Raw genomic sequence first — 22,525 nt, forward strand, 5'->3', positions numbered from 1 at the left:
TACTATGAACAGAGAAAAAATAAAAAAACAAACCGCCACTTAGATGGCGGTTCGTTTTTCTTTAAATCACAAAATCCTCCGGAATAAACACCTTCACTTCTTTCGGCTGTACGTATACAAAATCACCATCTTGAATGTTAAGCTGTCTAAACTGTTCTTTACTAATTTCCGCTTCTAAATACTCATCTGTTCCGTCGCGCTTCAATTCTACATATACGACAGGGCCAACTGCGTGAGAGTATGATACTTTCGCTGGAATTGCATCTACACTTTGTTTCGTACGAGAGATTGATAGATGATGTGGTCTTACGTATCCCACTCCGTCTACGTTTGAAACGTGCTTATGCTCTGGTGCTTCTAGTTCCACCGATCCTACATTTAGCTTACCTTTATGAACGCGGCCGTGGAATAAATTCACGTTTCCTAAAAAGTCGTATACGAACGGACTTGCCGGTTTTTCATACACTTCTTCCGGCGTTCCCATTTGTTCAATGCGCCCTTCATTCATTACAACGATGCGGTCCGCAACGTCTAACGCTTCTTCTTGGTCATGCGTTACGAATACGCTCGTAATTTGAAATTCGTCATGTAGTTTCCGGAGCCATCTTCGTAATTCTTTCCGCACTTTCGCATCAAGTGCACCAAATGGTTCGTCTAGCAATAAAATTTTCGGCTCGACTGCAAGTGCCCGTGCTAGTGCGATACGCTGTCGTTGTCCGCCAGATAATTGCGCTGGATATCGTTTTGCAAAACCATCCATTTTTACTAGTTTCAATAGTTCTGTTACTTTTTCTTTTATTACTTCAGCTGACGGTCTTACATTTTTCTTTCTTACTTTTAAACCGAAAGCGACATTTTCAAATACATTCATATGTTTAAAAAGTGCATAGTGCTGGAAGACGAAACCGACTTGCCGGTTTTTCACGTGAATATCAGTTAAATCTTCCCCATCAAATGAAATGGAGCCTCCATCCGCTTCTTCTAGCCCTGCAATAATTCGTAATAACGTCGTTTTTCCAGAACCTGACGGGCCTAATAGGGCAACAAGTTCTCCTTTTGGAATATCCAACTGAATGTCTGTCAGCGCTTGAAATGTACCATATTGTTTTGATACATTTTGAATTTGAATACTCACCGCATTCACCCCTTATTGTCGTTTTTCCATTCTCCATTCAATCCAGTTTTTTATAACGAGCGTAAAAACTGCGATGAGTGACATTAAAGTCGCCACAGCAAACGCTGCTGAAAATTGATATTCATTGTACAAAATTTCAATATGAAGCGGCATTGTATTTGTCATGCCGCGCACGTGACCAGATACAACGGAAACGGCGCCGAATTCACCAATGGCCCGGGCATTACATAAAATCATGCCGTATAATAGACCCCATTTTATATTTGGCAATGTGACGTGCCAAAACATTTTCCAGCCGCTTGCGCCAAGTGATAGAGCTGCTTCTTCTTCACTTTTCCCTTGCGCTTGCATAACTGGGATTAATTCACGCGCAACGAACGGAAACGTAACAAATATCGTCGCAATGATAATACCTGGAACAGAGAAAATGAGTTTTATCCCGTGTTCCAGTAACCAACCGCCAAGAGCTGCCCTCGGTGTAAAAAGTAAAACAAATACCAATCCTGCAATGACTGGCGATACAGCAAACGGCAGTTCAATAAGAGATAATAATACTTGCTTTCCTTTAAACTGAAACTTCGTAATAAGCCAAGCTGCTGCTATTCCGAATATCGTATTCAGCGGTACAACAATTAATGCAACGAGAAGTGTTAACCTGATTGCTGAAAATGCTTCTTGATCTGTCACGGCGGCAATATATACATCAATTCCTCGTTCGAATGCTTTCATAAAAATTGTCACGAGCGGCAGTAATAGAAAGAGAGATAAAAATAAAATTGTTATCGTAATGAATAGAATGGGTACAAACTTAGATTCTTTTTTAGCTGATACGCTTTTTACTATTTTCTTTTCTAATAATGTTGGTTCCATTTTCTCCCCTCCTATTCACTTTTCAGTTCATGCCTTCTGCTCCAAGTTTGAATCATATTAATAAATAGTAGGAAAAGGAGAGAAATAATAAGCATCACAGCCGCTACCGCTGTTGCGCCTGCATAATCATATTGTTCTAGTTTCGTCATAATCATAAGCGGTGCGATTTCTGTTTTCATCGGCATATTACCAGCAATGAACACGACAGATCCATATTCCCCTAATGCCCGCGCAAAGGCGAGTGAAAAACCAGCAAGTAGAGCTGGAAATATTTCGGGCAAAATGATTTTCACAAATATTTGGAAACGTGACGCCCCTAAACTAGAAGCTGCTTCTTCTACTTCTTTATCAATACTTTGCAGCACTGGTTGCACCATTCGAACGACAAAGGGTAAGCCAATAAACGTAAGCGCCACAATAATTCCGAGCTGGGTAAAAGCTACTTTTATATGAAACACACTAAATATTTTTCCAACCCAGCCATTTTCCGCATAAAGCGTCGTAAGTGTAATACCAGCTACAGCAGTCGGAAGAGCGAATGGTAAATCGATTAGTCCGTCTAATAACCGTTTCCCTGGAAATGTGTAGCGAACGAGTACCCAAGCAATTAATAAACCAAAAATGGCATTTACGATTGCCGCTGCAAGTGAAGTTGTAAAACTTACTTGATAGGAATGCAACACACGCTCACTCGTTATAACCCCAGCAAACTTCTTCCAGCCTAGCTGCGAAGTTTGAATAAATACGATAGAAAGTGGTATAAGTACGAATAAGCTCATATACAGCATTGTAAATCCAAGAGATAATCCAAACCCTGGTAAGACACGCTTCTTCCTCATATAACGTCACCTCATCCCCCCTTATTTTTTATACATTTGATCGAATACGCCGCCATCATTAAAATGCTTTTCTTGTGCTTTTTTCCATCCTCCAAATAGTTCATCAACTGTAAATAATTGAACTTTCGGAAATTGTGATGCGTACTTTTCTGCTACTTTTTCATTACGAGGGCGATAAAAGTTTTTCGCTGCAATTTCTTGCCCTTTTTCTGAATACAAATATTCAAGATACCCTTCTGCTACTTTTCTCGTTCCTTTTTTATCAACTACTTTATCTACAACAGCTACTGGTGGTTCTGCTAGTATACTAATTGAAGGCGTTACAATTTCGAATTTATCTTTTCCAAGTTCTTTTTGGGATAATAACGCTTCATTTTCCCAAGCGATTAACACATCACCAATTCCTTTTTCAACGAAAGTCGTCGTTGCCCCGCGTGCACCAGAATCAAGCACTTCTACGTTTTTATAAATTTGGCCGACAAACTCTTTCGCTTTATCTTCACTATTGTTATATTTCTTCAGTGCGTATCCCCATGCACCTAAATAGTTCCAACGTGCTCCTCCAGATGTTTTCGGATTTGGTGTAATAACAGACACACCTTTTTTCGTTAAATCATCCCAATCTTTAATTCCTTTCGGATTTCCTTTTCGCACAAGAAATACAATTGTCGATGTGTAAGGAGTTGAATTATCCGCAAGTCGCTTCTGCCAATCTTCTGCTAATTGTTTCTTCTTACTAATTGCGTCAATATCATATGCGAGCGCTAGTGTTACAACATCAGCCTCTAAACCATCGATAACAGAACGAGCCTGACTTCCCGATCCCCCATGTGACTGTTTTACATTTACTGTCTGACCATGTTTCTCTTTCCAATACTTCGCAAAATCTTTATTGAAATCTTGATATAACTCACGCGTTGGATCATATGAAACATTTAAAATTTCGACTGTCTTCTTATCTGCACTTCCTTCAGAATTGTTAGTGGATGTTGCCGAACCACACCCTGACAAAAGGGCAAATGCTGATAATAAAACACCTGTACTTTTCATTAATGCTGTCTTACTCCACTGTTTCATATATAAAGCCCCCTTAGTTTGTACAATAGAAAAAGGCACACAATCTACTCACAAAAGTGAACGTTGTGCGCCTTCAGTTTCTCTGATGAGCTTCTATTGTATTCTGTTTGATTTCTTTCCATTTTAATTCCGTAATTCACATGTGTCAACTTGGAATTTGGAATTATTATATAAGAAACTTCATACAAGCTAAAAATCAGCGGGAATGGAATCCCACTGATTTTAGTTTCGATTTATTTCTTTAACTTATCTGTCTTCGCAATAAATTGAGCTGCTTCGGCGCGGCTTACCGCTTTATCTGGAGCCCAACCATTATCTGTTCCAACTGAAATATTTTCTTGGATTAAAATATTGGCATACTTCGCGCCCCAATGATTTTTTAAGTCCGCAAATTCTTTTGGTAATTTAATATTTTCATTTCTTTCTAATTTATATGCATTTACTAGCATAGTAGCCATTGATGCACGGTTAATTAGTCCACTCGGATTGAAGTTACCCTGCTCATCACCTTTTACAATACCAGTTTTTTCAACTGCTGCGATGTAAGGTGTAGCCCAATGATTTTGAGCATCGCGGAATGATGGCTTCGCATCTTTATTAATTTCTAACCCTAAAACAGTAGCTAATATTTTTGCTGCTGAACCACGATCGATATTTTCAGCTGGTGCAAATGTACCATCTGGCTTACCGTGTACTGCCTCTTTGTCTACTAAATATTGAACTGACTCTTGTGCCCAAGTCGGTACATCTGAGAACTTAGATTTCTTTTCAATTGCACTCGCATCGATTTCAAACTGCACTTGATATTTATGATCATATTTAATTGCTGGAATTAATATATGCATTTGCATATTATATTTTTTCGAGAACTCATCGATTTCAAATTGAACAACTTTCGTACCATTATTTGTTTTATCTTCAGAGATCACTTTCACATCATGGAATGTCCCTAATTTATTAGTATCTTCTACTTTAAGATACTGGAAATAGCTACTATCTTGAACTGTTAACGTAACAATTTTTTTGTCACCTTGAATTGTTACTTTTGCATTTTTTAAATACGTAGAAGCAACAGATGTTTCATTCGTTTGATCTTTATAAGTTTTTAAAATAACGTCATATGTACCATCTGCAAGTTTACTAGCTGCCTTCATTTCAATCACATCTGCTTTTGCAATTGGCGCATTGAAACCACTTAGTGGAACTGCTAAAGTTGCGGCTATAACGAATGCATTAATATATTTTTCTTAATCATTATCAATATGACATCTCCCTTTATATGAATATACCTAACATAACTATCATATTGATAATGATTATCAATGTCAAATAAAAAATTAAACGAATACTACCTATTTATTACATAAATATGCTTTCCGATCATTTTTAAACAATAAATAATGAGCAGTATGCACTTTTCTCTCTAAATAGTCTAATGAATACGTACCCGATGGATCCACTAAATCCCCAATTGCCCCTGAAAGGTGATCAATTACCTTTTGCAATGTTTCTAAGGTCTTCTTTTCATTCTCCATATTCATTTCATCCATAATGTCACAAATAAGATATTGTACTTTCCGTAAGCGTAATTCCTTCTGCTCCATACATATCTCCTCCTTATTAGTCATATTACGGTTTAAATATATGGGCTTATAGCTTAACCAATTCTAAAAAATAAAGTGAAACTTTAATGAGTAGGGATTTTGTCCATCCAGACCAATCGAGCTTTTGCAGGACAAAAAAATATCCATCTCTAAACATGTAATCATAGAGATGGATATCTTTATTTTTATACTTGTAATGCCTTCTCTCTCAAAGCTCTTCGTAACAATTTACCCGTTGTATTCTTCGGCAATTCTGTTAAAAACTCAATGCTCATTGGCACTTTATATTTCGCTAAATGTAACGTGCAGTAATGCATAAGCTCTTCTTCTGTTACGCTTGTTTGCTTCAGAACGACGTAAGCTCGCACTGCTTCTCCTAAGTTTTCATCAGGAACACCGATTACGACAACTTCAGCTACCGAATCGTGAGTGTATAATACTTCCTCCACTTCACGAGGATATACGTTATAACCGCCAACTAAAACAATATCTTTTTTGCGATCGACGATATAGAAGTAACCTTCTTCATCCATTTTCGCTAAGTCTCCTGTATATAGCCAGCCATCTTTAATTGTCGCCGCAGTATCTTCTGGCGCATTATAGTAACCCTTCATAACGTTAGGTCCGCGAACAATTAACTCCCCAACTGCACCAACAGGTACTTCTTCCCCAAGTTCGTTCACAATTTTATTTTCTACGTGCCAAATATTCGTGCCAATAGATCCTGGTTTACGAGGACGGTCTAACGGGTTAAAACAAGTAACTGGTGATGCTTCTGATAAACCGTATCCTTCTGAAACGATAACGTCAAAACGTTGTTCAAAGTTTTTCAGAAGCGCAACAGGCATCGATGCACCGCCTGAAATACAAAGGCGAAGTGTCTTCACATCTTCTGCGCTCGCTTCTTCAAATAAATATAAGTAATTATACATGGTCGGTACACCCGCAAAAATCGTTGGTTCATACGTACGACAAATACGGAATACTTCTTTCGGACTAAACTTCGGTAACATTAAAATTGTTGCCCCGTTCACAATCGGCGCATTTACCGCAACAGTTAAACAGAACACATGGAACATCGGCAGTGCCGCAACGACGCGATCGTCCGCAGTATATTGTAAATACGACGCCACATCGCTAGCATTACTATATAAATTTTTATGTGTTAACATAGCGCCTTTTGGCTTTCCAGTTGTACCTGAAGTGTATAAAATAACAGCTACATCTTCTTCATCTAGTTCAGGACCTTCGTAAGTTACATCTCCAGTTCCTATAAAACTAGTAAACGTTTTCATTTTTTCAGTTTCTGTATGGTTAAAATCTGATGAGGTTTCGCATATGATGATATTTTCAAGTGAAGGAAGTCTTGTTGTAAGAGATTGTATAACAGGTAGAAGGACGTCGAGTACGATGATTGTTTTTACATCTCCATTTTGTAATATGTAATGTATTTCGTCTGCTGTATAAATTGGATTAATCGGAATGACAGTTGCTCCAGCTTTCATCGTTCCGTATAAACCGACTAAAAAATGTGGTGAATTGCCTACAGCTAATGCGACATTGTCCCCTTTTCCAATGCCCATTTTTGCTAAATTGCTAGAAAACCTAGTGACCATTTTGTTTAATTGGTCATACGAGACCGACTGATCCATAAATATGTATGCCGGTTTATCCCCCTTATTTTTTGCCGTTTCAGCCAAAGATTGAACGAGATTCACACAAATCCCACCTTTATAAAATTTAGAATATTTAAAAATTCTAAATTAATTATATTAAAAGAAAATTAAAGTAGCAAGTGATATTCTATTAATCGAATATACATAAACCACTTTCTTCCAGAATACTTTAGTAAGATACGAGAATTATATGTGAAAAAACAGGTACAAACATATAGTTAAACTATAGCTAAAATCATTTTAGGATAATATGCACTCATCTTCTCTCTAAGTTTTTCAACTTCCTCTTTATTTAAAGCCGTATACTCTCCATACAAATTGAGAGCGTCCGCTCCATTTTCATGCAAGTAGACTGTAACATATAGTGTCGGTAATCCCTTATTGTCTTCATCTATCGACAAGACAACATCTGGCGTTTTATTAACGCTACTAAACGTTTCATTTCTTTTCCATTTCTTATTTTGAAACATAGTTTGTATATCATTTATTTTTTGTTTGTTATTTGTATGCTTATAATATATGACATTATCCTTCGCTGGCTTTCCCATAGACAAAGTCGTACGGTTTGAAGAAGTTTCATCGTTACAAGCTGTCATCCCTATAACGAAGCTGATCAATAATATAAAGTGTATTATCCTTTTCATTTCGATCACCCTCCTTTAATTATATATACTTCCTTTATAATAAAAGAATGTCCTGCTAGTAGATGTTTTTAGGGACGCTTTTAACGGTAAATGAATTCATAATAAAAAAAGCCATCCCAAAAGATATTTTGGGATGGCTTCTTCTTTTAGAAGAATAAATGCAAGAAATCTTCTGTTGTAATATTACCGAAGTAGCGCGCGATATCTACACCTTCTAAAGCTACAGTGAATGTATCTTTATCAAATTGTACGCCTGTTAGACGCTCTTCAATGTCATGAACATCTAGTGAACCGAAGAAGTCACCATAAATTTTACATTCTGTTACTGTTCCTTTTTTCACTTCAAGACGAACGTCAACTTGTCCAACTGGGAAACGGTGTGAATGTTGTAAGTTGAACTTCGGAGATTTCCCGTAGTTCCAGTCCCAATTACGGTAGCGCTCTTCAGAAAGTTTATGGATTTCTTTCCAATCATCTTCTGTTAATTCGTACGTTGGAATTTCTGTTTCACCTTCGAAAATTGTTTCTAGAAGAAGTTGTCTAAACTCTTCTGTCGTCATTTTTTCGTTTAGGAACTCTGTAATATTCGCAACGCGGCTACGGATTGATTTAATTCCTTTTGATTGAATCTTATCCATTTTTACTTTTAGTGCTGATACAACGTGATCGATTTCAGAGTCAAATAGTAACGTACCGTGACTAAACATACGACCTTTCGTTGAGAACTGCGCGTTACCTGAAATTTTTCTACCTTCAGCTAAAATGTCGTTACGACCACTTAGTTCTGCATTTACACCTAGTTTACCAAGCGCTTTCGTTACAGGTTCTGTGAATTTTTTAAAGTTGCTGAAACTATCTCCATCATCTTTCGTAATAAAGCTGAAGTTTAAGTTTCCTAAATCATGATATACTGCGCCTCCGCCTGATAGACGACGAACGACATGAATACCTTGTTCTTTTACGTAATCTGCATTAATTTCTTCTACTGTGTTTTGGTTTTTACCAATAATAATCGAAGGTTCATTAATGTAGAACAGTAAATATGTTTCGTTAATATCTAAATTCTTCACACAATATTCTTCAATCGCTAAGTTTATCGTAGGATCTGTAATCCCTTTATTATCAATAAATAACATCGTATCACCTCATGAGTTCCATACGTAGCCACTATGCGCTAGCGTAATATGGCCGCTGAAAATTTGTTTTGCTTCTGTTACTAAATCAGATGGATTGCCTGTATGCGGTAAGTGAGTTAATAAAAGCTCTTTTACATTCGCAGTTTTCGCAATACTTGCTACTTCTGTACTATTCATATGCCCTGCTTTCGCAGCCTCTTGATGTGCATACATATTACATTCACAAATGAAAAGATTAGCATCTTTTGTGAACGGAATAAATTCAGGAATATAGCTTGAATCTGCACTGTATACAACAACATCATCGCCAGCTGTAATACGCATCGCAAAGCATGTAACAGGATGAACAGTTTTTAAGAATGAAATGGAGAATGGTCCAATTTGAAGTGTTTCTTCTGGATTGTACGCGATTCCTTTCGTATGCGGTGCATGCGTTAAAGAATTAAATCCATTCTCATCAAACGAATGACTATATATTGGTAACTCCGGTAGTTGTCCCTTAGTCGCACTCGTAATTAATCTCGCATATTGCAATACCCCAATGTCTGCAACATGATCGTGATGATAGTGCGACAATACAACTGCATCTATATGAGATGGTGTTATATATTTTTGAAGCTGTGCTAGTACACCACTACCACAGTCTACAAGTAAACGAAAACCATCGTGTTCAAACAAATACCCCGACGTTGCTTCTCCCGCTTCTGGAAAGCCGCCCCAAAAGCCGACAACAGTCATTTTCATATGTATCCATCCTTTCTAAAACCGAGTAGGAATGCCGTTTTTCTCCGTACTTGAGAAAGTTTTTTACTTACATCCTACATTGTTAACTATAATCCATTTCCTAAACTTTTTCATTAATTTTCAATTTTGTTATAAAACAGTTGTTGACTTTTGTTTTTTGTACTAATACAATGATAGTAAGAAATGGAAATGGAGGGATTGACATGATTGATCAACCAATGGAGTTTTTCAGAAATTTACCGACGAAAACTTGTGCACACTGCGGGAAAGAAATTGATGAGCAGCACGAAGCATACCATAACAAATGTGACGATTGCGTTCACGAAGAATAGTAGTTTGTGAACATAAAAAAACCTAGCAGACATAGTCTACTAGGCTAATAACATCTTATCCTTCATCGTTGAACCTTTCACCAAGAGCTCCAGTTCAAACTCATACAATTCTTTTTGTCGATAATTTTTCGTATGGATTTTATCCATCATTAAGTCGACAACTTTTCGGGCCATTTCATCAATTGGTTGTTCAATTGTCGTAATACCTGGCTCTGTAATCTGTGATAAAATTTGATTATCAAAACCGATAACAGCGAGATCATCTGGAATACTCCAATTATGGCGTTTCGCCTCTGAAATAATTCCAGCTGCAACCTCGTCGCCTCCTGCCAAAATCGCGGTAGGATTTTTTTTGTCCTTTAATACTTCATGGAATATTCGTTTTCCATCATCCCACGAGAAAGCGTTTTCAAGAAAATCTATCGCTTCCACTTCTCTACTCTTTTCAGTAATAGCGCGTAAAAAGCCCATTTTTCGCTGTTGGCTAACAACTTTGGTTTCGTTACCACGGCAAAAAATAAGATTACGATATCCTTGTTCTAATACATGATTGGCAGCTATGTATGCACCTTGCGCATGATCGAACTTCACTGTTGGAACATTTGCTTCCTCAATATATTCATTACATAACACGATTGGACCGTGTTGCAAGTATGGCTCCACATTCTCCCATGGATTTTCTAGTGAACATAGAATAATCCCATCTACTTGTTTCGTAGATAATAATTGTAAATACTCCATCTCTTTTTCCGGTAAATATCTTGTTTGACAAATAATCAGTTTATATTTATGTTCAGAAGCAGCAATCTCGATTGCTTCAATAAATCTACTAAAAAAAGGATTTGTAATCCTTGGAACAAGCACCGCAATTGTTTCTGTTTTTTGTTTACGAAGCCTTCTCGCCGCAGAATTAGGAACGAAGCCTAAATGCTTCATTGCTAATTGAACCCTTTTTTTCTTCTCATCTGAAACATATGGATGATTATTGATCACCCTAGAAACCGTTGTCCTTGATAACCCCGCTAATTTCGCCACGTCCTCGATAGTCGACACGAAATTTTCCCCCTTTGCATGAAAACGTTTTCTTATCCTGATTATATAGTATATTATTGGAAACTGCAATATAGGTTCTTATGATTTTACTATATTAATATTATACATAGGAAAAAGTCTGTTAATGGCAGGGAGATACATACTACTTTTAGAAGTTTACAGTAAGCATATGAAAAAGATGTACATACCATTACGTATATACATCTTCTTATTAACATCGCTTTTATTCAATATAAAAACCCATCAATACATCGTCTCCATATGATCCATCTTCATATTTAATTTGCTTTCTTTGTCTTCCTTCTTCTACAAAGCCAATACGTTTGTACACTTGAATTGCCCTATCATTAATAGAAACTACACCTAAGCAAATTTTCTCTAAACCTTTCTGCCCTTTAGCCCAACTAATAAGAAATTCAATTAGTTTCGTACCAATGCCTTGATTACAATACGCCTCCCTAATCCCCATTCCCATTGTGCCTGCATGTCGTAACCGTTCTAGTTCATATCGTTTGAAAACCAGAAAGCCAACCACCTTACTATCCACCTCGTAAACTATATAAAGGTTGCCTGTTTCACTACTTGTCTGTATCTTTTCTCTTTCTGAATCAATATCATTTGGTAATTTATTTGGAGATGATATAAAAAACTTTGTAGTAGTTTCTGATAATATAATTTCTTTTCTAATATCCATAATTGATTCCGCATCAATCTCTTTTGCTAATCGTATCACCGAATCACCTCTTACCTTTTTCTTAAAAGACTAATACTGAATCTATCAAACTAAGAACCTCTAAAACTCTCAATATGCAACATTACATATTGAGAATCTTTTCACCTTTGATACAATATCCTTACATCTATATAAAAGGAATGTATAAAATGAATCCAATTTTAACAGCTGCAAAACAACTATTACATAAAGACGAAGTTATTATATCTACTTTAAAATGTTCACTTACTGACTATATAAATACGCATAAAGTCCCATATCCAGGCATGCTACTTGCTACTAATAGAAGACTTCTCTTTTTTAGCCAATATAAAAATACATTAATTGCCGAATTTGAGTATGAAAAAATTGTATCTATAGAAACGAAGAGAAGAATTTTTGACAAAAAAATAATATTTTATTATGAAGATGAATATATAACGGTGGGATACATTACAAGTTCAAATATTGAAGAGTTCATAGACTTACTACAAAGAAAAATGCAAGACTAGCGCGGGCTACTAATCGGGCATTTACGGGCTGTTGATCTCCCACCTAGCCTCTTTGCTCCAGCCGCATTTTGAGGTGGGAGTTTTACTGCCCGGCAAATAGCGGGATAAAAGGTGGTTTGTCCATATCCAAACCACCTTTTTCATACAAGCTTATAATTATACTTCCCACCTATCCTTACGCTTTAGATATTTCCTGCATAAACCCAGCCATGCTCGCTAATAAACTAGTGAAAACGAAAAGTACAATAATAAGAGGAATGAGTTTGTCTTTATTTAAATTCGTAATCGTTTTTAAACCTATTCCTAATAAAACGTAATACCAAATATTAAATATATCTATTCTTTGGGCGATTGTATGCAAGATCATATTATCTGTTGCTATTGCACCTAAACCTGTATAAGATATCTCATACCCACTTAGAGAAAATGCAATTAATCCGTTTAAAATCATCCCTAATCTTAATACAAACGAAGCATAAATGATTATCGGGAATGTTTCTTTATAGTTAATATCAACTCCAAAGAAAATCATAATGTTCTTATAGAATATAGGTGCAAAAAGTATAGCTACGATTCCACTGACTGCTGAAAATCCAAATGTAGTAAAGAAAGTTATGTATTTCGGAACAGTAAATCCCGTTTTATCATGAAACATACTGAGTGCAGGATTATTTAAAGAATTCCAAGACATTAAGGCACTTGAAATTATAATAAGTAAAATTAAAAGGGCTAGTGGAAAGAATATATTTCTTTGATTCTTCATCCTTTTGAATTGTAGTGTTGGCGAAGTGAATATCCCAAAAATCGATGGTTTTCCAGAAATCTCTTCATGCATAAGACTACTCGCTTGCAAGAAAATCCCCCTTCCTCATTACATTTATAACTCTTCCCACTTCGTCCACACTTCTCTCCCGTTCATATGGTACATATTATCCTCACGATCCATAAATCCATGCACTATGAATTCTCGTCTAATCGTACAAAAATCATCATGATATTGTTTTATGAATGTATTCATTTCTTTTTCTGTATACTGATTTTCAGCATTTAATTTGCTAATCAAATGTTCCAATAACACTAACTTTTTCTTCTTTTGACCTGGAATCGATTTTAAGCGGTCCTCTTTATCAAAAAAGTTACGAATGGTTGTATCACGAAATTTCATTTCACTTTCGGTCATTTTGTTTTCCTCCATCAGTTTTTATATTATTAAACTTTACCGTTTTTCTTTATTCTTTTACTTAAAAAATCAATAAAGTAATATCCACCAATTAAAATATAATAGGTTACAATCATTCCCACTATGTCTTTCATACTCGTATATTCTTTTTTATGAAACAAAATCGGAGATAGTGTATAAACTAAGAAGCAGACTAGCAGATATATGATGAAATAGAAGCGAGATTTTTGTCTCATACTATCAACTCCCCTGTAATATGATTCTATTCAAATTGTTGTGATTCCTTTCTTTCGTTTAGGCTAAACATAAAATATAGTAAAATTAAGGAAAAGATGCTCTTTGGAAAGTAAGAACCCTTCTGAATAATATTCGAAAGACCATACACCAAATATGCAATGTTACATATTTGGTGTATAGTCTTTCTTGCTATAATAATATCCATATAGATTGTATTTTAAATAAAAAAGGATTATATGCAATGAATCAAATTTTAGAGGATGCAAAACAACTATTACATCATGAAGAAAATATTTTATCCACTTTAAGATGTTCACTTACTGGCTATATTATTACACATAATGTCCCTCGTTCCGGAGTGTTACTTGCCACTAATAGGAGGGTTATTTTTTATGGACAATCATTCAAATGTTGTAAAAATGCATTGATTGTGGAATTTGAATATAAAAAAATTCTATCCATAGAGACGAAAAGAACATTCTTTGATAAAAAACTAATATTTTACTATGAAGACGAATATATAACGGTGGGACAAATTTCAAGCTCGAATATTGAGGGGTTTTTAAATGTAATACAGCGAAAAAGAATTCAATAAAGTGAAACTTTAATCCGTGGGGGATTTTGTTCATCCCCCACGGATTATTAGCCCACACCAATTGGGATTTTACGGAATAAAATACTTTTCATCTAAAAGAGAAGTACAGTTCACCTTTCTTACAACTGTATTTCTCTTTCATTTTTACTTCTCTCATCCACACTTCTCTTAATTTACTTATCACTCTCATTCCTGTAACCTATTATTCAAATTGAAAAATTTTATATGGAAAATTATGTTACAATTAACTTATACATATTTTGGAGGGAAAATAGTGAAAAAAGCTATTATAGTATTAAGCATCCTATATCTTATTTTAACCGTACATACGGGAGCTGTTCTTTTAGGAAAAGAAGATTATAGAGGTGCTATCAATACATTAAAAGAAACGAAGGAGGTCTCTTCATTTCAATCTGCAAAAGACGGTGTGATTTTATTAAAAGGAACATTAACTACCGCGCAACCTATTACAGAGGAAAAACTTCAAAATAAAGAATTTGCACTTCTTGAAATTAATACATATAAACGGCGAAAGGCAAATTGGAAAAACATTGATACCGAGCAGCATATCTCAAAGCAGCTCTTACTAAACAATGAAGCTCTTCCTGCATTAAAAGAAATCCGCTTCTCAATGGAACCAATTACACTGTCAGGAAAAGATATTTCCGCCGAAGATTACTCACTAAAAAAGGATGATACTCAATTAACAATTAAAGGTAAAGGATACCGATACACCGGAATAGAAAACAAATCAGACGTTCTTATTTTTGGCATAAAAAAAGGTGATACGTTTGAAGGTTATAGCGGCTCTGAAATTCTAATAGGAAAAACAAAAGAGGACATTGCCAGCAACATGAAACTATATACTTTTGCTGAAAGATATGGTCCATTTGTTTGGATTGTAGCTACAATTATTCTTATAAGTATTGTTATATACTTGTTCCGTAAAAATAGAAAAACAAATGAACTTTCTCAGCCAATAAAACAAAACCATTAAAAAAGGCACCATTTCGGTGCCTTTTTTATATTTCTTATTTATGCTTCAACCGATTGATTTTCAGCAATATTTTTAAATTGTCGTTTGTGCATCCAAGTTAATGAAGCGATTGTTCCAAGTGATAATACAACGATAAAGATCATTAATATCCCTACGTTTTGCCACATAAAGTTAAAGTCTCCACTTGATACGACTGCTTTCAATCCTGATACAGAGTATGTCATCGGTAACCAAGCATTGAATGGTTGTAAAAACTTCGGAATCAATTCTAGTGGGAATGTCCCAGCACTTGTTGTAAGCTGAATAATTAATGTGATGATGGCGATGAAACGCCCTGCATCACCGAATGCTGTTACTAAACATTGAATTAATGAAATAAACGCTAAACTCGTAACAATACTAAAGAGTATGAAGTATGGAATACTTTGTACTTCTACACCTAACCAGAATAGTAATATGACATCTGCTACTATTGCTTGAATAATACCGACTGATAGTAAAACACCAAACTTACTAATAAACCAACTAAATCCTGATTTTGGAACGCCAACTGTATCACGTAATGGATATACGATTGATAATAGTAATGCCCCAACAAATAAACCGAGTGATAAGAAATACGGTGTAAATCCAGTTCCGTAGTTTGGAACTTCCGCCATTTTCTCCGTCTTCACTTTTACAGGACTTGCAAACATATCATACGTTTTATCCGTTCCTTTTACTTCTCCTGTTTTTTCTGCACCTTCACCAAGTTTCTCAGCCAGTGTACCTGAACCATCATTTACTTTCACAAGTCCATCTGTCACTTTTCCGGATCCGTCTGTTAGTTTATTTACTCCGTCGATTAGCTGGGTTGAGCCAGTGGACATTTTATTTAGGCCACCATTTAGAGTACCTAAGCCAGTTGTTACTTGACTTGAGCCATCTGCTAATTTTGTTACTCCTACAGATAATGTGCCTAAACCGCCGGTTACTTGGCTTGAGCCGTCCGCTAATTGATTTATTCCACCTGCCATTTGGTTTGCTCCTACAGATAATGTACCTAACCCTTCTGTTACCTTTCCAGATCCATCTAATAATTGATTTATCCCATCAATTAATTGCCCTGATCCGTTTTTTAATTTATCTGCACCTACTTTAGCATTACCTAATCCTTCACCTAATCCATGAAACTTACTTACAAATTCGTTTTGCGCATTCGTTAATTTCTTAATACCACTCGTTAAATTTTCCACCTCTTCTGGATTCGGTATTTTGCTTTGCATTCCACTTGTCTTTTCACTGATTTCACCTTTTAATTGTTTTACTTCTTCATTTAATTTGCTCGTTCCGCCTGCTACTCCGGCAGCTTTCTGTTGAACTGTCGCCGTACTTTTTACCGCATTTGTTATAAATGGCTGTAACTGCTCTTGGTATTCTTTCGGTAAACTTTCAATTTGCTTTTGTAAATTCGCTACCTCTTGCGCTGCATTTTTTGCATCTCCTGCTGTTGATTGCGTAAGTTCATTTAACTGATTTACATTCTCTCCAGCTCCATCTATTTTCTCATTTACTGTATTTAATATAGAAGGAACTTTCGACTGCATTTCCCCTAATCCTGCAACAGAGTTTTGTACTTTATTATTTAACTCCTGCAAACCCTTTTGAATCTCTTGAGAACCTTTTTCTAATTGACTTTGTCCCTCAACAAGTTTTTCCATACCATTTGATAGTTCAGTTGTTCCTTTTTTTAATTCACCTGTTTTACTTTCCAATGTATTCAAACCGTTAGTTACTTTCTCAGATCCACTTCGTAATTCGCCAATTCCTTTTTGCATTTCATCCGTTTTTCCATTTAACGTATTTAAACCATCTGTTACTTTTCCAGATCCATCTTGTAATTTCCCTATACCCGTTTTGCTATTTAACGTATTTAAACCTGTTGTTACTTTTCCGGATCCATCTACTAATGTATTAGATCCATCTGCTAATTTCTGAACTCCATCTTTCATCTCCCCAGATTTCCCTTGAAGTGTATACAGTCCATCCGTCACTTTACTTGATCCATCATGCAACTCACTAGCTCCGTCATGTAACTTATTTGCTCCGTCCGCTCCATCTGCTAATCCTTTTGAGACGTCTTTAATGGAATCAAACATTTTCTCTGCATATGTTTTCGTTAATGTGCTTGATACTTCACCTTTAATTTTTTCAATTGCTGTTCCGCCAATTTGTGAAGATAAGAAGTTTAAACTTTCATTTGGAATATATTCTAAGTTTAATGGTTTCGGATCGTCTTTTAATAACGTTGTAGCGTTACTTGAGAAGTCATCTGGAATACGTACTAACATGTAATACTTTCTGCCTTCCATTCCTTTTTTCGCTTCTTTTTCACTTACAAACTCCCATTTAAAACTTTTATTATCTTTTAAATTATCAACGAGCCCTTTCCCGACTTCAATCGGTTTCCCATCAAATACGGCACCTTTATCTAAATTGACTACCGCAACTGGTAAGTCATCTAGCTGTTCATACGGATCCCAAAAGGCCCATAAAAACATACCAGCATATAAAATTGGTACGAATAAAACCGCAATAATTGGAATTAATATCTTTTTATTTTTTATAATTTCAATGAACTCTTTACGAAGTAGCTGATTTCTTTTCATAATTTCTCCCCCTTTTCGAATGACCAAAACGTTCATTTAGTCATTTTTACCCAAATAAAAAGGCTATACCTGTTCATACATATGCCTTATCCCCGAATTTATACTATGCAACTGTTCCTTAATATGAAATTAATATTTCTATTATCCCTCCTAAATTAAACATATGACCATTTTGTTCATATGGTCATTTTTTATAATAATAAAAGGATTATCTTAATTTGACAATCCTTTTAGTAAATAAAGTTCGAATAATTCCGATATTTTTTCTTTTTCTAACGGTTCATGATTTTTTTCCCAATCAAAAATAAGCGATACGTATAGGCGAAGCATAATAAACGCTGTAATTTCTGGATCACATTTGCTAATTTCACCCTTTTCAATCGCAATTTCTAAATACGATTGAATAACAGAAACGATTTCCACATCTACTTGTTGCATCACTTCTTGTACTTCTTTCGTTCCCATATCGCGCTCTTCTTGAATTAATTTAATCATGAGCTGATGTTCTTTTCTAAATTCTAATATGCTATATAATGCTCTATGTACATTTTCAAAAAATGAAATATCTGAACGAATTGCATTTGCTGCAACTTGCTTCATTTCTGTAATTAAATTAGAGATAATTTCACCAAATAGTTCTTCTTTATTTTTGAAAAAAGTATAAATTGTTCCTTTTCCTACATTCGCTAACTTCGCAACTTGATCCATCGTTGTTGCTTTATAACCGAACGCTGAAAAAGACTTTGTTGCAGCTTCAATAATAGAACGTTTTCGATCTATCGCCACATCGTCACCTCCAAAAATGACCAATTGGATAATATAGTCAATCAGTACATCTTTGATATTACCACACGCTTACATTCTATACAAGTTCTCTTTTTAGTTATTCCCAGTATAAAAACATTCCAGTCAAGTTATATCATACTGTCCATAGTGTATCAAAAATTATACTTGTATGGAAAGCTAGAATATATTCATAATAATTGCTGGCTAGATTACACTAGGAATCTAATTAAATAGACAGTGTTCTTAAAACCAAAAGTTTAAGAACACTGTCTTTTATTTTGACATAGAAAGTAATATTTTCTCCATCTCTTTCTTAGTTAGCTCATCATCGATTATCTCTTCGTATATCTTTGTACCTCTTGTAAAAATATCATTCACTATAACAATTTGATACTCACTATTCTTACCTTGTGCTGGTACAAACATTTTGACACCTTTTAACTTACCCTCTCCATGAGAAGATTTATTATAGACCATTCCTTTCCCGTCTAAACTATAACTTTCTAAATTATCTTCTCCAGGCATCATGTAGTGTAGTGGATCCTTATTACCACCTACATACATCCTTGACTGATAAATTGTAAAACCATATTTCCCTTTTGTATATTCTGATTTAATAACTAATTCTACATCTCTTCCAAAATATGAGTCAGCCCATTCTCTTTTTAACTCATAACCTTCAGTTAGATAAGTCGGCTGCTTAATTTGAAATGGTACATGATCTTTCGCTTCTTCCACAGTATATGTTAAAGACTTCTCCACCTTATCTCCAAGCGGTTTTAATTTCTTCTGAATAGTAGCTAGTCTTTCTTGATCAGCTTTCTTCAAGCGTTCAGGTTTATATTCCTTTGTATCTCCATCATAATTCTCAGGCACATTTTTCTTAACCATTGCTTTTTTACGAATTTCTTGCGATTCCTTAAATAATTGAACATACTGCTCAAATTCTTCTTTTGTAAAATTCTTTTCTGCCAAATACAAAAAATCTGTATTCCTTTTATATGACTTTATTGACATACCCCATTCTCTACTTGCATTCTCCGGTGTACCTAATACTGTTTCTATCGCTTTTTCAAAAGCCGCTTTAGATTGCTTTTTTTCTACAACCTTTTCTTTCTGTCTTTCATCCCCCTCAGTTATCCTTGCATTTAATAAAAATCCGCCTGCTATAGCTGCTATAGCAATGATTCCAAGTAAAGAAAGACGATACGATTTCTTTTGGAACTTTTTAATCATAACGATTCTCCTTTTCAGTGTTCGTTTATTTCTACTTAAATTTGCTAGGCTTGGTGCTTGATAGGAATAATGTTCTAAAAGAGTAATAATTGTATGACCGTATGCAATTTGCTCCTCTTTATCTATAAAAGTAAGCGCATATGCATCACAGGCTAATTCTTGATCTTCTCGCATACAGAAATAGGCGTACCAAAGAATCGGATTGAACCAATTTAATAGGAGCAAACTGTACATAATCCAATTTACAGCTACGTCGTTTCTCTTAATATGAGCTAACTCATGGTAAAAGACATATTGTAATTGTTGCTCATTTAATACTTTCATATGTTTTTTTGATAGTAATACTTTCGGACGAAAGAAACTGAAAACAGTTGGGCTCGCAATCTTTCCTGCTAGACGTAATGAAACTGCCTTCTTCATTTTCATAGACTGCTTACAGCGATTAAACACTGTAATGACCTGTTCATCCGTAATATCCGCTTGTTTCTTTATGTAAGAATATAAACGTCTATTTGTAATAAACGTTATGACTGCTAATACGATTACCCCAGCTAGCCAAACATATAGAGCAAGTTTGTATAAAGAAAATGTAGTCTGTTTTTCCGCACTCGCGTTTACTTCAGGTTCACCATTTTTTGTCACAGTTTCAGAATTTGATTCCAATTCCACTGTATGATTGGTTTCTATGTTCACTATACTCTCAGTAGACGGCATATTTTTTGGAATAACTTCCGATACACTAGAACTATAGGAAAGTAGCGAATAAATACTATACGAACTATCCGGTGACCATGGCAGAAGAAGTCTTATCATTAGTACGATCCACAGCATATATTGCCATCTCGGCGTTAACTTATTTCTAAATAGAACTTTTATACATAAAATAAATCCGACTAATATACTAGCCATAAGTGACGTTTCTATAAGCCAATCAAAAAAATGAGGAAGGTATAGATTTATAATCATGTCTATCATTTTTATCTATCCTTCCTCTTATTCTCCTCGGTCTTTTCATCTAAAATGCGTTTCAGTTCGTTAATATCTTCTGAAGACAATTTTTCTTCTTTTAAGAAATTGACAAGTAACGGTTTAAATGCAGCACCGCAAAAACGCTGTAGCAAAGATTTCGTTTCTACTTGTAAATAATTATCTTGTGATACTAGCGGAAAATAAGCATACATGCGCCCTTTATCTTGATGGTAAGAAACGGCTTCCTTTTGTACTAAGCGGTTAATTAATGTACGGATGGTTTTCGGTTTCCAGTCCATTGTATCTTCCAGTTCTTCTATAATTTCATTCGCTGTTTGTGGAGAATTCGACCACAACACTTTCATAATTTCTAATTCTGCTTCAGATATTTTAGGTAATTTATTTGTCATATTGTTTTCCATCCCTCGTATTACATTTGTAATCTACTTTTAAGATTACAAATGTAATACTTAATTGTCAACCATATTTTAGAAAAAATAACTTTTGTAAGTCTTGTATTGAAACCTTACCTGACAACACTTAAATTTCTCTTTTTCTAATAAACAAATAAAAAAACAAGAAAATCCTTACATTTAATAGTAATATAGAAAGTAGACAGATTTATAAAAATAGTGGAGGCTTTTTCAGTCATGATGCGTGCGCTTCGTTTAAATATAAGGCAAGCTTTTTGTAATCGTGTTTCTTTAATTATTATGTTTAGTGGATTAGCTCTTATTTCTATTTATCATTATTATTATGTAATTCGTTATTTAGGAGACGCTGCGAATGGACCTATATCAACGGATATTAAATGGATTGGATTTCGTGGCAATGAAATGGATGTTTATTTGTTATTAATGCCAGTTATTGCGAGCCTTCCCTTTAGTACAAGTTACAACTCGGATAAATCAGATGGTTTTAAACCGTTTGTCAGTAAAGAAATTTCTATATTTCCTTATTCAGTAATGAAATATATCGTTACATTTTTTTGCGGAGGAACTCTTTATACGTTTCCATTCATCTTATCATTATTATTTTGCAAATTAACCATTCCAGACGGAGAACCGACGGCTGGTTCAGGCATTATAAATGATAACGGGATGTTCGCAAACTTATATTACGATACTCCCATCACTTACATTACTGTATATATCGGAATTAATTTTTTATTTGCAGGTTTAATGGCTCTTTTAGGACTTGCTGCATCTGCATGGTCACAAAAAGATTATATGGCGCTTCTATTTCCATTTGCAACTACCGCCATTCCTTACATCCTGCTAAATACGATATTCCCTACAATAGGCGGGGCACCTATTCATTTATATGATCCAAAGCAACCGTTACATGGCATGTCACCGTACATATTAACGATGCAATGTACCTTCTTCTTCTTCGTTAGCCTATGTATGTATATAAAAGGCGTACAGCGTGATAGAAAAAGGTACAAAAGAAGACTACAAAGAAGAGATCGATGTAGAAAAGCGTTTCAAGCATAAAAACCTAATTTCCTCATGTCTTCTTGGAAATTAGGTTTTTTTATTCA

The 22,525-nt window shown here is 35.1% G+C and carries 24 protein-coding genes; 5 read left to right on the forward strand and 19 right to left on the reverse strand.

Annotated elements, in window-relative coordinates; genetic code table 11:
* Positions 1-61 precede the first annotated feature (61 nt).
* From JFT89_RS08500 to JFT89_RS08545, 10 genes are all read right to left on the reverse strand, one after another.
* Complete coding sequence (locus JFT89_RS08500; protein WP_016094576.1) at positions 62-1,135, reverse strand: sulfate/molybdate ABC transporter ATP-binding protein; 1,074 nt, start codon at positions 1,133-1,135, stop codon at positions 62-64.
* Between the two features lie 12 nt (positions 1,136-1,147).
* On the reverse strand, positions 1,148-2,005 hold the full coding sequence (cysW, locus tag JFT89_RS08505; RefSeq protein WP_002064165.1) for a sulfate ABC transporter permease subunit CysW: 858 nt from the start codon (positions 2,003-2,005) through the stop codon (positions 1,148-1,150).
* Positions 2,006-2,016: 11 nt separating this feature from the next.
* Complete coding sequence (gene cysT / locus JFT89_RS08510) at positions 2,017-2,844, reverse strand: sulfate ABC transporter permease subunit CysT (protein ID WP_016094577.1); 828 nt, start codon at positions 2,842-2,844, stop codon at positions 2,017-2,019.
* Positions 2,845-2,865: 21 nt separating this feature from the next.
* Complete coding sequence (locus tag JFT89_RS08515) at positions 2,866-3,921, reverse strand: sulfate ABC transporter substrate-binding protein (protein ID WP_016094578.1); 1,056 nt, start codon at positions 3,919-3,921, stop codon at positions 2,866-2,868.
* 233 nt (positions 3,922-4,154) lie between these two features.
* Positions 4,155-5,159, reverse strand: coding sequence for an S-layer homology domain-containing protein (locus tag JFT89_RS08520; protein ID WP_201040014.1), 1,005 nt, complete (start codon positions 5,157-5,159; stop codon positions 4,155-4,157).
* A 114-nt stretch (positions 5,160-5,273) separates the two neighbouring features.
* Positions 5,274-5,525 carry a hypothetical protein gene (locus JFT89_RS08525; RefSeq protein ID WP_201039752.1) on the reverse strand — a complete coding sequence of 84 codons (252 nt, stop codon included), beginning with the start codon at positions 5,523-5,525 and terminating at the stop codon, positions 5,274-5,276.
* 185 nt (positions 5,526-5,710) lie between these two features.
* Positions 5,711-7,243 (reverse strand): fatty acid--CoA ligase family protein, encoded by a 1,533-nt coding sequence (locus JFT89_RS08530; RefSeq protein ID WP_002064160.1) that lies wholly within the window; start codon positions 7,241-7,243, stop codon positions 5,711-5,713.
* 176 nt (positions 7,244-7,419) lie between these two features.
* Positions 7,420-7,845: a hypothetical protein gene (locus tag JFT89_RS08535; protein ID WP_033706513.1), complete on the reverse strand. Its 426-nt coding sequence runs from the start codon at positions 7,843-7,845 to the stop codon at positions 7,420-7,422.
* A 146-nt stretch (positions 7,846-7,991) separates the two neighbouring features.
* Entirely contained in the window at positions 7,992-8,981 is a 990-nt protein-coding gene (gene lplA, locus JFT89_RS08540) for a lipoate--protein ligase (protein ID WP_002150002.1), read from the reverse strand.
* Positions 8,982-8,990: 9 nt separating this feature from the next.
* Positions 8,991-9,725: an MBL fold metallo-hydrolase gene (locus JFT89_RS08545; protein WP_201039753.1), complete on the reverse strand. Its 735-nt coding sequence runs from the start codon at positions 9,723-9,725 to the stop codon at positions 8,991-8,993.
* Between the two features lie 203 nt (positions 9,726-9,928).
* Here JFT89_RS08545 and yhfH point away from each other — a divergent pair, with 203 nt between their 5' ends.
* Positions 9,929-10,057, forward strand: a complete 129-nt coding sequence (yhfH, locus tag JFT89_RS08550; RefSeq protein WP_000567010.1) for a protein YhfH — start codon at positions 9,929-9,931, stop codon at positions 10,055-10,057.
* 39 nt (positions 10,058-10,096) lie between these two features.
* Here yhfH and JFT89_RS08555 read toward each other — a convergent pair whose 3' ends face one another.
* Together JFT89_RS08555 and JFT89_RS08560 are read right to left on the reverse strand one after the other, a co-directional pair.
* A complete protein-coding gene (locus JFT89_RS08555) occupies positions 10,097-11,110 on the reverse strand; it encodes a LacI family DNA-binding transcriptional regulator (RefSeq protein ID WP_002150004.1) in 1,014 nt (337 codons plus the stop codon).
* Between the two features lie 223 nt (positions 11,111-11,333).
* A complete protein-coding gene (locus JFT89_RS08560; RefSeq protein ID WP_002064153.1) occupies positions 11,334-11,843 on the reverse strand; it encodes a GNAT family N-acetyltransferase in 510 nt (169 codons plus the stop codon).
* Between the two features lie 149 nt (positions 11,844-11,992).
* Here JFT89_RS08560 and JFT89_RS08565 point away from each other — a divergent pair, with 149 nt between their 5' ends.
* Positions 11,993-12,334, forward strand: a complete 342-nt coding sequence (locus tag JFT89_RS08565) for a PH domain-containing protein (RefSeq protein WP_033706512.1) — start codon at positions 11,993-11,995, stop codon at positions 12,332-12,334.
* 175 nt (positions 12,335-12,509) lie between these two features.
* Here JFT89_RS08565 and yknW read toward each other — a convergent pair whose 3' ends face one another.
* The 3 genes from yknW to JFT89_RS08580 are packed head-to-tail and all read right to left on the reverse strand — an operon-like array spanning position 12,510 to position 13,750.
* Positions 12,510-13,187 (reverse strand): YknW family membrane protein, encoded by a 678-nt coding sequence (gene yknW / locus JFT89_RS08570; protein ID WP_201039754.1) that lies wholly within the window; start codon positions 13,185-13,187, stop codon positions 12,510-12,512.
* 24 nt (positions 13,188-13,211) lie between these two features.
* Positions 13,212-13,514: a DUF2087 domain-containing protein gene (locus JFT89_RS08575; RefSeq protein WP_016094583.1), complete on the reverse strand. Its 303-nt coding sequence runs from the start codon at positions 13,512-13,514 to the stop codon at positions 13,212-13,214.
* Positions 13,515-13,543: 29 nt separating this feature from the next.
* A complete protein-coding gene (locus JFT89_RS08580; protein WP_016094584.1) occupies positions 13,544-13,750 on the reverse strand; it encodes a hypothetical protein in 207 nt (68 codons plus the stop codon).
* A 242-nt stretch (positions 13,751-13,992) separates the two neighbouring features.
* Between JFT89_RS08580 and JFT89_RS08585 the strand changes: the two genes are divergently transcribed.
* On the forward strand, positions 13,993-14,346 hold the full coding sequence (locus JFT89_RS08585; RefSeq protein WP_033715691.1) for a PH domain-containing protein: 354 nt from the start codon (positions 13,993-13,995) through the stop codon (positions 14,344-14,346).
* Positions 14,347-14,581: 235 nt separating this feature from the next.
* Entirely contained in the window at positions 14,582-15,343 is a 762-nt protein-coding gene (locus tag JFT89_RS08590; protein ID WP_201039755.1) for a hypothetical protein, read from the forward strand.
* Positions 15,344-15,381: 38 nt separating this feature from the next.
* Here the strand turns inward: JFT89_RS08590 and JFT89_RS08595 are convergent, their stop codons facing one another.
* From JFT89_RS08595 to JFT89_RS08610, 4 genes are all read right to left on the reverse strand, one after another.
* The gene (locus JFT89_RS08595) at positions 15,382-17,991 is read right to left on the reverse strand and encodes a YhgE/Pip domain-containing protein (protein WP_201039756.1); all 2,610 of its coding nucleotides are present in this window, start codon (positions 17,989-17,991) and stop codon (positions 15,382-15,384) included.
* A gap of 213 nt (positions 17,992-18,204) precedes the next feature.
* Entirely contained in the window at positions 18,205-18,777 is a 573-nt protein-coding gene (locus tag JFT89_RS08600; RefSeq protein WP_002064145.1) for a TetR/AcrR family transcriptional regulator, read from the reverse strand.
* 273 nt (positions 18,778-19,050) lie between these two features.
* Positions 19,051-20,988, reverse strand: coding sequence for a M56 family metallopeptidase (locus JFT89_RS08605; RefSeq protein ID WP_201039757.1), 1,938 nt, complete (start codon positions 20,986-20,988; stop codon positions 19,051-19,053).
* Positions 20,989-20,990: 2 nt separating this feature from the next.
* Complete coding sequence (locus JFT89_RS08610) at positions 20,991-21,392, reverse strand: BlaI/MecI/CopY family transcriptional regulator (RefSeq protein WP_002011165.1); 402 nt, start codon at positions 21,390-21,392, stop codon at positions 20,991-20,993.
* 240 nt (positions 21,393-21,632) lie between these two features.
* Between JFT89_RS08610 and JFT89_RS08615 the strand changes: the two genes are divergently transcribed.
* A complete protein-coding gene (locus JFT89_RS08615) occupies positions 21,633-22,478 on the forward strand; it encodes a hypothetical protein (RefSeq protein WP_016094587.1) in 846 nt (281 codons plus the stop codon).
* The last annotated feature ends 47 nt before the right edge of the window (positions 22,479-22,525 follow it).

This window comes from Bacillus sp. TH25 (genome assembly GCF_016650935.1).
In the GTDB taxonomy this organism is placed as follows: domain Bacteria; phylum Bacillota; class Bacilli; order Bacillales; family Bacillaceae_G; genus Bacillus_A; species Bacillus_A mycoides.

Excerpts from the sequence above, each read along its gene's own strand:
- lplA (WP_002150002.1), bottom strand. The coding sequence starts at position 8,981 with ATGTTATTTATTGATAATAAAGGGATTACAGATCCTACGATAAACTTA.
- JFT89_RS08565 (WP_033706512.1), top strand. The coding sequence starts at position 11,993 with ATGAATCCAATTTTAACAGCTGCAAAACAACTATTACATAAAGACGAA.
- JFT89_RS08595 (WP_201039756.1), bottom strand. The coding sequence starts at position 17,991 with ATGAAAAGAAATCAGCTACTTCGTAAAGAGTTCATTGAAATTATAAAA.
- JFT89_RS08535 (WP_033706513.1), bottom strand. The coding sequence starts at position 7,845 with ATGAAAAGGATAATACACTTTATATTATTGATCAGCTTCGTTATAGGG.
- cysW (WP_002064165.1), bottom strand. The coding sequence starts at position 2,005 with ATGGAACCAACATTATTAGAAAAGAAAATAGTAAAAAGCGTATCAGCT.
- JFT89_RS08525 (WP_201039752.1), bottom strand. The coding sequence starts at position 5,525 with ATGGAGCAGAAGGAATTACGCTTACGGAAAGTACAATATCTTATTTGT.
- JFT89_RS08585 (WP_033715691.1), top strand. The coding sequence starts at position 13,993 with ATGAATCAAATTTTAGAGGATGCAAAACAACTATTACATCATGAAGAA.
- JFT89_RS08545 (WP_201039753.1), bottom strand. The coding sequence starts at position 9,725 with ATGAAAATGACTGTTGTCGGCTTTTGGGGCGGCTTTCCAGAAGCGGGA.
- JFT89_RS08515 (WP_016094578.1), bottom strand. The coding sequence starts at position 3,921 with ATGAAACAGTGGAGTAAGACAGCATTAATGAAAAGTACAGGTGTTTTA.
- JFT89_RS08610 (WP_002011165.1), bottom strand. The coding sequence starts at position 21,392 with ATGACAAATAAATTACCTAAAATATCTGAAGCAGAATTAGAAATTATG.
- JFT89_RS08590 (WP_201039755.1), top strand. The coding sequence starts at position 14,582 with ATGTTACAATTAACTTATACATATTTTGGAGGGAAAATAGTGAAAAAA.
- JFT89_RS08580 (WP_016094584.1), bottom strand. The coding sequence starts at position 13,750 with ATGAGACAAAAATCTCGCTTCTATTTCATCATATATCTGCTAGTCTGC.
- cysT (WP_016094577.1), bottom strand. The coding sequence starts at position 2,844 with ATGAGGAAGAAGCGTGTCTTACCAGGGTTTGGATTATCTCTTGGATTT.
- yhfH (WP_000567010.1), top strand. The coding sequence starts at position 9,929 with ATGATTGATCAACCAATGGAGTTTTTCAGAAATTTACCGACGAAAACT.
- JFT89_RS08605 (WP_201039757.1), bottom strand. The coding sequence starts at position 20,988 with ATGATAGACATGATTATAAATCTATACCTTCCTCATTTTTTTGATTGG.
- JFT89_RS08615 (WP_016094587.1), top strand. The coding sequence starts at position 21,633 with ATGATGCGTGCGCTTCGTTTAAATATAAGGCAAGCTTTTTGTAATCGT.
- JFT89_RS08575 (WP_016094583.1), bottom strand. The coding sequence starts at position 13,514 with ATGACCGAAAGTGAAATGAAATTTCGTGATACAACCATTCGTAACTTT.